8 protein-coding genes are annotated in these 11669 nt (G+C 68.7%); 4 read left to right on the top strand and 4 right to left on the bottom strand.

Annotated features, from left to right (window positions below):
- Window positions 1–52: 52 nt before the first annotated feature.
- A complete protein-coding gene (locus tag VGK27_04245) occupies window positions 53–742 on the bottom strand; it encodes an OmpA family protein (protein HEY3489321.1) in 690 nt (229 codons plus the stop codon).
- Between the two features lie 166 nt (window positions 743–908).
- Here VGK27_04245 and acnA point away from each other — a divergent pair, with 166 nt between their 5' ends.
- Window positions 909–3611: an aconitate hydratase AcnA gene (acnA, locus tag VGK27_04240; protein ID HEY3489320.1), complete on the top strand. Its 2703-nt coding sequence runs from the start codon at window positions 909–911 to the stop codon at window positions 3609–3611.
- A gap of 6 nt (window positions 3612–3617) precedes the next feature.
- On the top strand, window positions 3618–5708 hold the full coding sequence (locus VGK27_04235; protein ID HEY3489319.1) for a cation:proton antiporter: 2091 nt from the start codon (window positions 3618–3620) through the stop codon (window positions 5706–5708).
- Between the two features lie 17 nt (window positions 5709–5725).
- Here VGK27_04235 and VGK27_04230 read toward each other — a convergent pair whose 3' ends face one another.
- The 3 genes from VGK27_04230 to pdhA form a co-directional block, all read right to left on the bottom strand.
- Window positions 5726–6913, bottom strand: coding sequence for a dihydrolipoamide acetyltransferase family protein (locus VGK27_04230; GenBank protein ID HEY3489318.1), 1188 nt, complete (start codon window positions 6911–6913; stop codon window positions 5726–5728).
- A gap of 79 nt (window positions 6914–6992) precedes the next feature.
- A complete protein-coding gene (locus VGK27_04225) occupies window positions 6993–7964 on the bottom strand; it encodes an alpha-ketoacid dehydrogenase subunit beta (protein HEY3489317.1) in 972 nt (323 codons plus the stop codon).
- Complete coding sequence (pdhA, locus tag VGK27_04220) at window positions 7957–8937, bottom strand: pyruvate dehydrogenase (acetyl-transferring) E1 component subunit alpha (GenBank protein ID HEY3489316.1); 981 nt, start codon at window positions 8935–8937, stop codon at window positions 7957–7959. Before pdhA ends, VGK27_04225 begins: the two co-directional genes overlap by 8 nt.
- A gap of 146 nt (window positions 8938–9083) precedes the next feature.
- Between pdhA and VGK27_04215 the strand changes: the two genes are divergently transcribed.
- Both VGK27_04215 and VGK27_04210 read left to right on the top strand, forming a co-directional pair.
- Window positions 9084–9992 (top strand): phosphosulfolactate synthase, encoded by a 909-nt coding sequence (locus VGK27_04215; protein HEY3489315.1) that lies wholly within the window; start codon window positions 9084–9086, stop codon window positions 9990–9992.
- Window positions 9989–11425, top strand: a complete 1437-nt coding sequence (locus tag VGK27_04210) for an MmgE/PrpD family protein (GenBank protein HEY3489314.1) — start codon at window positions 9989–9991, stop codon at window positions 11423–11425. The genes VGK27_04215 and VGK27_04210 overlap by 4 nt, the downstream gene beginning before the upstream one ends.
- Window positions 11426–11669: the final 244 nt, after the last annotated feature.

The raw sequence follows: 11669 nt of genomic DNA, 5'->3' as shown, positions 1-11669 counted from the left end.
GTGAAAAGGGCGCCGGGCGGAGAACCCGGCGCCCACGATATCGATCGAAAGGCTAGTTGAGGCCGCTGCCCTGATTCGCCTGCAGCGTGGCGTTGGGGCTGATCTCGAGCTGGACGCGGCGGTTGAGCGCCATGTTCTCCTTGGTGTCGTTGGGCGCCACCGGGCGCGAGGAGCCGTAGCCGATCGCGGTCATCTTCGAGCCGGGAACGCCGTTGGAGGCCAGGAAGTCGCGGACCCGGTTGGCGCGCCGCTCGCTCAGCGGCTGGTTGATCGCGTCGGAACCGCTCGAGTCGGTGTGGCCCTGGATGACGATGTTGGTCTCGGAGGTTTTGAGCGTGGCCGCGGCCTTGGCCAGCGAATCCTGCGCCGCGGGCTTGAGGGCGTCCTTGCCGGAGTCGAACAGGATGCCGGAAGGCAGCGCGACGTAGACCTTGTCGCCGTCCCGCACGACTTCGGCCTCGGGCATGTTCTTCTTGAGCTCGGCCGCCTTGCGGTCCATGTAGTTGCCGACGCCGCCGCCGACGACGGCGCCCGTCAGGCCGCCGATCGCCGCGTTGCGACCGCGGTGCGTCTTGCCGCCGACCAGCGCCCCGACGCCTGCGCCCAGCGCAGCCCCGCCCAGTGCTCCGATCGCGGTCTTCTGATATGCGTAGCTGCCGTCCGGGTTGGTCGCGCAGCCGTTCGCCAGCAGCGCAATGCCCAGAGCGGGAACCAGGATCCTGCCCACCCATTTCATGTTCATCGTATGTTCCTCCATGAGATCCGGCAATGCGAGGGCCGGGAGATTGACCGCTCATTCTACCATCTTGGCGGGGCCATGGGACCATCCACGCGCCGACTTTAAGGTGATACGATTCAGCCATGGCCTTCATCTAATACGCACAAAATTACAGCGGGGGAGTCTATCCATGGACGATTCGAGCCGAAACAGCTTCGGATCACGCGACACGTTGACGGTCGGCGACGCTGCCTATCGCATCTACAGGCTGGACGCGCTCGAACGGCAGGGGGTCGGGAGCGGCCCGCGCCTCCCCTTCTCGCTCCGCATCCTGCTCGAAAACCTGCTGCGCCACGAGGATGGGACCACCGTCACCCGCGACGACATCGTCGCACTCGCGAACTGGTCGCCGAACGACCCCGGGCGCGGCGAGATCGCCTACCGGCCCGCCCGCGTCCTGCTTCAGGACTTCACGGGCGTCCCCGCCCTGGTCGACCTGGCCGCCCTGCGCGACGCCGCCCGCCGGATGGGAGGCGACCCGGGCCGGATCAATCCGCGGATGCCCTCCGACCTCGTCATCGACCATTCCGTGCAAGTCGACCGCTTTGCGTCGCCCGACGCGTTCGAGGCGAACGTCACCCGCGAATATGAGCGGAATGGCGAACGGTATGCGTTTTTGCGCTGGGGGCAAACGGCTTTCGCCGGATTGCGGGTCGTTCCCCCCGGCACCGGGATCTGCCATCAGGTCAATCTCGAGTACCTCGCTTCGGTCGTCTTCCGCCAGGACGAGGGCGGGACGGTCGTCGCCTGTCCCGACACGGTCGTCGGCACCGACTCGCACACCCCGATGGTCAACGGGCTCGGCGTGGTCGGCTGGGGGGTCGGCGGGATCGAAGCCGAGGCGGCGATGCTGGGGCAACCGGTGTCGATGCTCGTCCCCGACGTCGTCGGCGTCCGGCTGAGCGGCGCCCTGCGCCCCGGCGTGACCGCAACCGACCTCGTCCTGGCCGTCACGCAGCTTTTGCGGAAAAAGGGCGTCGTCGGCAAGTTCGTCGAGTTCTACGGCCAGGGGCTCTCGGCGCTCTCCGTCGCCGATCGCGCCACGATCTCGAACATGGCGCCCGAGTACGGCGCGACCATCGGATATTTTCCCGTCGACGCGGAGACGCTCGCCTACCTCCGCTTCACCGGGCGGCCCGAGGCGCAGGTCGCCCTGGTCGAGGCATACTGCAAGGCGCAAGGGCTGTTCCGGACCGACGAGACGCCCGCCCCCGTCTATTCCGACACGCTGGCGCTCGACCTCTCCGTCATCACCCCCTGCCTCGCGGGGCCTCGCCGGCCGCAGGACCGGGTGTCGCTGCCCGAAGCGAAGAAAATCTTCCTCGACGCGCTGGCCGAATGGGACAAAAGCCGAAAGGGCGGGCTACCGGCCCCGAGAAGCCGCGAAGTCGAACACGAAGGCGAGACCTTCACGCTCCGGGACGGCTCGGTCGTCATCGCCGCCGTCACGAGTTGCACCAATACCTCCAACCCGACCGTGATGATGGCCGCGGGGCTGCTGGCCCGGAAGGCGGTCGAGCGGGGCCTCTCCCGGGCGCCCTGGGTCAAGACCAGCCTCGCGCCCGGTTCGAAGGTCGTCACGCGCTACCTCGACCGCGCAGGGCTGACCCCCTACCTCGAAAAGCTGGGGTTCCACCTGGTCGGCTACGGCTGCACGACCTGCATCGGCAACTCGGGACCTCTCCCCCCTCCGATCGACGCGGCGATCCGGGAGGGCGACCTCGTCGTCTGCTCGGTGCTCTCGGGCAACCGCAACTTCGAGGGGCGGATCCATCCGGCTTCCCGCGCCAACTACCTCGCCTCTCCTCCGCTTGTCATCGCCTACGCGCTGGCCGGACGGATGGACATCGACCTCGGCACCGACCCGCTCGGCGTCGACAACGACGGCAAGCCGGTCTACCTCCGGGAGTTGTGGCCCTCGCCCGAGGAAGTGACCTTCGCCGTCCGGGCCGCGGTCGACCGCGAGATGTTCCTCGAGGAATACGCCAACGTCTTCGCGGGCGACGATCGGTGGAAGGGGCTCCCGGTCCCGGCCGCCGACACCTTCTCCTGGGACCCGGCGTCCACCTACGTCAAGGAGCCGCCCTACTTCGTCGGGCTGCCCGTCGAACCGGTTGCGCCAGGCGACATCCGGGGCGCGCGCGTCCTGGCGATGCTCGGCGATTCGGTGACGACCGACCACATCTCCCCCGCGGGCGACATCCCGGAATCAAGCCCGGCGGGGCGCTACCTGCTGGAACACGGCATCGCCAAGGTCGACTTCAACTCCTACGGCAGCCGTCGCGGCAACCACGAGGTGATGATGCGCGGCACCTTCGCGAACATCCGGTTGCGCAACGCGCTCGCCCCCGGCACGGAAGGGGGAGTAACGGTCCACCTGCCCTCCGGCGAACCCGCAACCATCTTCGACGCCGCGATGCGCTATTCAGAGGAAAAGACGCCGCTCGTCATTCTGGCGGGGAAGGAATACGGCTCCGGCTCCTCGCGCGACTGGGCGGCCAAGGGCCCTAAGCTTCTGGGCGTGGTCGCCGTGATCGCCGAGAGCTTCGAGCGCATCCACCGGAGCAACCTGGTCGGGATGGGGCTGCTGCCGCTCCAGTTCGAAGCGGGACAAAATGCCGCAACGCTCGGCCTGACGGGACGCGAGACCTTCACGATCGAGGGGATCGCGGCGGGGCTGTCGCCCCGGGCGCGGCTGACGGTGCGGGCCGCCGAAGGGGGCCGCGAGATCGTTTTCGCGGCGATCGCCCGGATCGATACGCCGGAGGAGATCCATTACCATCGGCACGGGGGCATCCTGCCCTTCGTCCTGCGCCGTCTCGCGGGAGCGTAGCCGGCCTTGCAGGCCTCCCCCGAATTCCTCGCGAACTTCGCGGTGGTGCTCTGCGTCGCGGGTATCACCACCGTGATCTCCAGCCGGCTGAAGCTGCCGGTGATCTTCGGGTATCTCGTCGCCGGGATCATCGTCGGGCCGTACATCCCGCTCCCGCTGTCCGCCGATCCCGCCATGGTGCGCGGCCTTTCCGAGCTGGGCGTCATCCTGCTCATGTTCTCGCTCGGCCTCGAGTTCCGGCTCGGCAAGCTCGCCCGGGTCGGCGCGACCTCGGGCGTGATCGCGGTCATCGAGTGCAGCGTCATGCTCTGGCTCGGCTACGCCGCCGGGCGGCTGTTCGGATTCTCGCCCCTTGAAAGCTTCTACGCCGGCGCCATCATCGCTATCTCGAGCACCACGATCATCATCAAGGCATTCCAGGAAGCGCGCGTCGGGGGAACCGTTTCGGAGATCGTGTTCGGCGTGCTGATCGCCGAGGATCTGATCGCCATCCTGCTGATGACCGTCCTGACCGCCGTCTCCTCCGGCGGGTCGATGACGGCGGCGGGCCTCGCCGCGACGGGGGGGCGCCTCGCGGCGTTCATCGTCGGCCTCCTCGTTGCCGGGCTGCTCGTCGTCCCGCGAATGATGCGCGCGGTCGTCCGGCAGCGCCGCCCCGAGACCACGGTCGTCGCCGCGGTCGGCCTCTGCTTCGCTTCGGCGCTGCTGGCGCACGCGCTCGGCTATTCCGTGGCGCTGGGCGCCTTCATCGCCGGCTCCCTCGTCGCGGAATCGGGCGTCGAGAAGCTGGTTCAGCAGCTCGTCGAGCCGGTGCGCGACATCTTCGCCGCGATTTTTTTCGTCTCGGTCGGCATGCTGATCGACCCCGCCATCGTCGGCCGCCACTGGGGGATCGCCGTCGCGTTCACGCTGCTGGTAGTCGTGGGCAAGTTCACGGGAGTCACGTTCGGGGCGCTGCTGGCCGGGCGCGGCGTCCGGGTGTCCGTGCAGGCGGGCATGTCGCTCGCCCAGATCGGGGAATTCTCGTTCATCATCGCCGGGATCGGGCTGGCTTCCGGCGCGACGCGCGATTTCCTCTACCCGGTGGCGGTCACCGTCTCGGCGGCGACGACGCTGCTGACGCCCTGGCTCATCCGCGGCTCGGGGGCGGCGGCCACCCGGATCGACCGGTCGCTCCCGCATCCGCTGCGCACCTTTCTCGCACTTTACGACGGGTGGCTGGAACAGCTGCAGTCGCGTCCGAAGGCCGACGGCGGCGATGCAGCGGTCCGCATCCGGGTCCGGCAGATCGCGCTCGACGCCATCGCCGCACTCGTCATCCTTCTGGGGACCCTGCTTCTCGACGCCCGGGCGGGGAGGGCGATCGCGTCCGTCGTTCCGTTCCTCGCCGAAGGCGGGCGCTGGATCTTCTTCGCGGTCGGGTTCGCGCTTTCGCTGCCGTTCCTCGGCGGGGCGCTTCGCGGCATCCGCCTCCTCGTCCGGATGCTCGTGGCGCACGCCATGCCCGAGGCCGAGGCGGGCAAGCTCGACATGGCCGCTGCGCCGCGCCGGGCGCTCGTCGTCACGCTCCAGCTCGGCGTCGTCCTGCTGGTCGGGCTGCCGGTGCTCGCCCTGGTGCAGCCGTTCATCACGCCGCTCCAAGGCGCCGCCCTCCTCATGTTCGCACTGTTGCTGCTCGGGACCGCCTTCTGGCGCAGCGCGACGAACCTCGAGGGGCACATCCGCGCCGTCTCGGAGGTCATCGCGGACGTTCTGTCGCAGCAGGCGCACGGCGGCGCGGAGGCGACCGACGCGGACCGTTTCCGCCGCCTGCACGAGATCCTGCCCGGGCTGGGCAACGTGGCCTCGGTCGCGATCGACGCGGAAAGCCCGGCCGCAGGCCGGTCGCTCGCCGAGCTGAACCTGGGCGCGCTGACCGGCGCAACGATCCTGGTCCTGATGCGGGGGGAAGAAAGACGGCTTCCGACGGGGAAGGACATGCTGGCGCCCGGCGACGTGCTCGCCCTCACCGGCACCCCGGACGCGGTCGCGGCGGCGAGGGCGATGCTTTTGCCCGGGGGGCGCGAACTCAGGCCGCCGGCACGCCCCGGAACATGAACCAGACAGGATTCGCGTCAGCCGGCGAAGAGGTCGGCCGGGCTTTCGAGCCGCTTGCGGAGCTGCTGCAGGAAGCGGGCGGCCATCGCGCCGTCGGCCACCCGGTGGTCGACCGAGATCGTCACCCGCATGACCGGCGCGATCCGGATCGCGTCGCCGTCGGCGACAGGACGTCGCACGACCGCCCCGACCGCCAGGATCGCCGCCTCCGGCGGGTTGATGATCGCGATGAACTGGTCGACGCCCAGCATGCTCATGTTCGAGATCGTGAAGGTGCCGCCTGTCACGTCCTCGGGGCGCAGCTTCCCGGCGTGGGCGCGCTCGGCCAGCGCGTGCGCCTCGGCCGTGATCGTTTTGAGCGGCTTTTGCTCGGCGTCGTGGAGCACCGGGGTCACCAGCCCGTCGTCAAGGGCGACCGCGATGCCGATGCCGATGCTCGGATGGGTCACGACGGCGCCGTCGCGCCATGAGGCGTTCAGCCCCGGGAAGCCGGCCAGCGTCCGCGCCGTGGCGGCGATCACAACGTCGTTGACGGAAAAGGGCGCGACGGCGGCGGCAGCCGGGTCGGTCCGGTGCTGGCGCTTCATCACCTCGTCCATCCGGACCTCGACCGTCGCGTAGAAGTGGGGCGCAGTCGTCTTGCTCTCGGTCATCCGGCGCGCGATCGCCTGCCGCATCCGGCTCAGCGGGACGGGCGTCCCGGGCGAGGGTAGGGCGGCGCCGGCAAGCGCTCCCTCGTGCGTGAGGACCGCAGTCGCCGGGGGCGCCGTCCCGCGGGCCGCGATCGCCGCCTGGACGTCGCGCTCCATCACGCGGCCGCCGTCGCCGCTCCCCTGAACCTGTGCGAGGTCGATCCCGGCCTCCTCCGCCATCCGGCGGGCGATGGGCGACGCCTTGACCCGGGGCGACGGCACGGTCGGTGCGACCGAGGCTTCCGTCGCGGGTGTCGCGTCGGACAGGATTTCCCCCGCCTCGGCGATGATGCCGATCACGGTGCCCACCGGCACGCTCTGTCCCGCCGGGACGACGATCCTCGAGAGGATGCCGGACGCCGCCGCCTCGACCTCGACCGTCGCCTTCTCGGTCTCGATCTCGACGACCGCCGCCCTCTTCTCGACCCGGGCGCCCTCGACCGCCAGCCAGGCGGCCACCTTCCCCTCGGTCATGTCGAATCCCAACGACGGCATGATGATGTTCGTCGGCACGATGATCCTCGCTTTCCGCTGCGAAAAGGGATGTCGGACGATGATTCGCTTTACAGGGTACCGCGAATGGAACCGGGCTTCACCCGATCAGCTTCCGGACCGTCTCGGCGACGCGCGGCTCGTCGGGGAACATCAGCGCCTCGAGGTTCTTCGCATAAGGCACCGGCACTTCGGTCTGCCCCAGCCGCTCGACCGGGGCGTCGAGCTGGTCGAACCGGTCGTGGGCGATGCGCGCCGCAATCTCGGCCCCCATCCCGAGCGTCGTCCAGTCCTCCTCGACGACCAGCACCCGGTGCGTCTTCTCGACCGAGGCGTAGACCGGCGCCAGATCGAGCGGGCGCAGCGTGCGCAGGTCGATCACTTCACACTCGATCCCTTCCTTCGACAATGTCTCGGCAGCCGCCAGCGACACCTGCAGCATCCGCGACCAGGTGACGATCGTGACGTCCTTCCCCGTCCGCTTGACGTCCGAGACCCCGAACGGCAGCGTGTACTCGCCGTCGGGCACCTCGCCCTTCATCCCGTAGAGCCGGGCGTGCTCGATGAAGACGACCGGGTTGTCCGAGCGGATCGCGCTCTTGAGCATCCCCTTGGCGTCGTACGGCGTTCCGGGCATCGCCACGATCAGCCCCGGAACATGGGCGAACCAGCCCTCGAACGTCTGCGAATGGGTCGCCCCGAGCTGCCCCCACCCCGCCGGCATCCGGATGACGAGCGGCACCTTCACCTGCCCGCCGAACATGTAGTGGATCTTGGCCGCGTTGTTGACGATCTGGTCGATCGCGATCAGCGAAAAGTTGATCGTCATGAGCTCCGCGACCGGGCGCAGCCCCCCCATCGCCATCCCGACGGCGGCACCGATGAATTCGGCCTCGGCGATCGGCGTGTCGATGACGCGACGCGCTCCGAACACGTCGTACAACCCCCGGGTGACCGCGTAGCTGCCGCCCCAGACGCCGACCTCCTCGCCCAGGATGAGGACGCGCTCGTCGCGCGCCATCTCTTCCTGCAGCGCCTCGCGGATCGCATCCCGGTAGCTTTTCTCAGCCATGGTCGGCCCCTTCCGCGACCAGCACGTCGCGGTCGATTTCGGAGGCCTCCGGCGCGGGACTTTCCGTAGCGAAGCGGACCGCCTCCGCCACCTCGGCCTCGACCGCGGCGTCGATGCCGTCGAGCTCGGCTCCGGTCGCGATCCCGCCGTCGAGGAGGACGCTGCGCCACCGGGGAATCGGATCCTTCTCCTTCGCCGCCTCGACCTCATCCTTCGTCCGATACCGCTGCGGGTCTCCCATCGAGTGGCCGCGGAACCGGTACGTCACCGCCTCGATCAGCTGCGGCCCCCCGCCGGCGCGCGCCGCCTCGACGCGTTCGCGCACCGCACCCCGCACGGCGAGCACGTCGTTACCGTCGACCTGCACGCCCGGCATGTCGAAAGCGCACGCCTTCCGGTAGATGTCGCGCACGGCCGAGACGCGCTCGACCGGGGACCCCATCGCGTAATGGTTGTTCTCGACGATCGCGACCAGCGGAACTTTCCATACGGCGGCGAGGTTCAGGCCCGCATAGAACGTCCCGATGTTGGTCGCCCCTTCGCCCATGAAGCAGGCAACGACGCGCGGATTTCCCAAGTATCGGTTGGCGAACGCCATCCCCGCCGCGAGCGGCACATGCCCGCCGACGATCGCGTAGCCCCCCCAAAGGTGCTCCCGGACGACCGCCATATGCATCGAGCCGCCCTTGCCCTTCGACACGCCGGTCGCCCGACCGAACAGTTCGGCCATCACAGGACGGGGATCGATCCCCCGCGCCAGCAGGTAGCCGTGGTCCCGGTAGTGCGTCAAGACGTCGTCATCCGGCGCGAGCGCCGCCATCGCGCCCACGGCGATCGCCTCCTCCCCGATATAGAGATGGAGGAAGCCGCCGATCAGCCCCTCCCCGTACGCCGCTTCCGCGCGCTCCTCGAAGCGGCGGATCAGCACCATCTTCCGATACCATTCGACCCCTTCGCCTTTGTCGATCGTCACCTTCCACCCCCCGTGAAATTCGCCTATAAGATGCCCCCCTCCTCCGGGCGATTCCAGGGCATGCGAGCGGAGCAAATGATTCCTTGCGGCATCTTGCCGCCGGGACGGTCCATCTAACCCTAGTGGGACGAGGAGGGAGCAGAGCCATGAAAGGGAAAACGGATCGCTGTTTCGATTTTCTACCGATCAACGAACGGGAATCCAAGCCGCGCAAGGCGGGCGTCACGGAAATGCGCGGTCCTTATTACACCCCTGTCGGCAAGAACTACCTGGCGGATGTGCTCGACACGATGGGCGAATACGTCGACATCTTCAAGTTCGCGGGAGGATCCTTCAGTCTCATGCCGGAGAAAGCGGTTCGCGAGCTGATCGACCTCTGCCATGCGCACGACGTGCTGGTCTCGACCGGCGGGTTCATCGAGCGGGTGATCACCCACGGGGCCGACATGGTCGAACGGTACCTGGTGGAGTGCCGCCGCCTGGGATTCGACGTCGTCGAGGTGTCCAGCGGGTTCATCACGATCCCGACGGACGACCTGCTGGCGCTCGTCGAACGGGTCAGCGAACTCGGCATGAAGCCGAAGCCGGAGGTCGGGATCCAGTTCGGCGCCGGCGGCGCCACGACGGCCGGGGAGCTGGAGGCGGAGGGAACCATCGACCCGTCCCGGGCGATCCGGATGGCGAAGCGGTACCTGGAAGCGGGGGCGCACCTGATCATGATCGAATCGGAAGGGATCACGGAAAGCGTCCACACCTGGCGGACGGACGTCGTCGCCAAGATCGCCAACGAAGTCGGCATCGAGAACGTGATGTTCGAGGCGGCCGACCCTGAAGTCTTCAGCTGGTACGTCAAGAACTTCGGTCCCGAGGTCAACCTGTTCGTCGACCATTCGCAGGTCGTGCAGCTTGAAGCGCTTCGTTCCGGGATCTGGGGGACGAAGAGCACCTGGGGCCGCGTCGCCTCGTTCAAGCGCCCGGGGCTGCGCGAATCCGGACGCAAGGGCGTGGAAGGGCTCGTCCTGCGCGCCGGGACGAGAAAGCGGGGTGCGGCATGACTAGGCAAACGGAGGAAAAAGGGCGGATCGAGGACGAGGAGCTTTCCCGCTCCGAATCGCTGGCCGATTTCGTGGTGCGGGCCGGTTGGGACATGCTGTCGGAGCCGGCCCGCGAGGCGCTCAAGATCCGGGTCCTCGACGCGTTGGGGTGCGCGTTCGGGGCCATCTCGGGGGATCCGGTGACCGTCATCCGGCAGAACATCGAGGAGTTCGGCGGCAACCCGATCTGCACGCTGATCGGGGGCGGGCACACCGCGCCCGACCGGGCGGCCTTCTACAACGGCGCATTGGTCCGCTATCTCGACTTCAACGACAGCTACCTCGCGAAGGGGGAGACGTGCCACCCGAGCGATAACCTGGGGGCGGTGCTGGCGGCGGCCGAGTACGCCCTGCTGTCGGGGCGCCAGTTTCTCACGGCGCTGGCCGTCGCATACCAGGTCCAGTGCCGGCTTTCCGACGAGGCGCCGGTGCGGGCGCGCGGGTTCGACCACACCTGCCAGGGCGCCTTCGCCGTGGCGGCCGGAGCGGCCAAGGCGCTCGAGCTCGACCGACGGCAGATCGTCAACGCCCTCGGCATCTCGGGAACCGCCAACAATGCGCTGCGCGTCACGCGCACCGGGGAGCTCTCGCACTGGAAGGGTCTTGCTTACCCGAACACCGCGTTCGACGGCTTGCGCGCCGCCTTCCTGGCAATGCACGGGATCACGGGCCCTCGGGAAGTATTCGAAGGGAACAAGGGCTGGATCCAGTCGATCTCCGGGGAGTTCACGATCGACTGGGACCGGGAGGATCTCGAGCGGGTGACCCGGACGATCCTCAAGAAATACAACGCGGAGATCCACGCGCAGTCCGCCCTCGAGGCGATGATCGAGCTGCGGGAGAGGCATGCGCTCGACGGCCGGGCGATCGCGCGGATCCGGGTCGACATCTTCAACGTCGCGCATCTCATCATCGGGGGCGGGATCGAGGGCGACAAGACGATCGTCCGGACCAAGGAGGAGGCCGACCACAGTCTGCCGTACATGCTGGCGGTCGCGGCGCTCGACGGGGAGGTGCTGCCGGGGCAGTACCGACCAGAACGGATCGCGGCGGAGGACGTCCAGTCGCTCCTGCGGCGCGTCGAGGTCGTGGCCGATCCCCGCTATTCGAGCCGGTTCCCCGACGAGCACGCCTGCAAGGTGACCGTCACGATGAAGGACGGTCGAACGCTGGTGCGGGAGAAATCCGACTACGAGGGGTTCCACACGCACCCGATGTCGTGGGACCGGGTCATCGCGAAGTTCGAGGCGCTCGCGGAGGAGTCGACCGACCCGGTGCTCCGGCGGGAGATCGTCGACGCCGTCCGCTACCTGGACCAGCTGACGGTGCGTGAGCTGACCGCGCTGCTCGGGGAGGCGGGAAGCGGTTTCGTGAAGCACCGACGGTCGGCGTAACGCGCATCGGGCGATGGCCCGGGGGCTGCGCCTCCGGGCTCCCCCGCCCGCTGCGTCGCTTCGCTCCCCGGCTCCGGCCGGTGAACGTGCTTGCCGATCGCTTCCTCGCGCTTCGCAATCCCCTCCGTCTGCCCAGCCCCTCGTGCCAGCGTAAGGGAGCCTCCGCCGATTCCGCTCGCTCCTCGCGGTCGGGGGATCCCTGCGGCGTGGCCTCCGGGGGGCGCCCGCGAATTCCTTCGCTCCG

The organism is Candidatus Deferrimicrobiaceae bacterium (assembly GCA_036504035.1).
Classification (GTDB): domain Bacteria; phylum Desulfobacterota; class Deferrimicrobia; order Deferrimicrobiales; family Deferrimicrobiaceae; genus JANXPS01.
The sequence above is the reverse complement of the archived record's forward strand: the minus strand, read 5'-3'. Positions and strand labels throughout refer to the sequence as shown.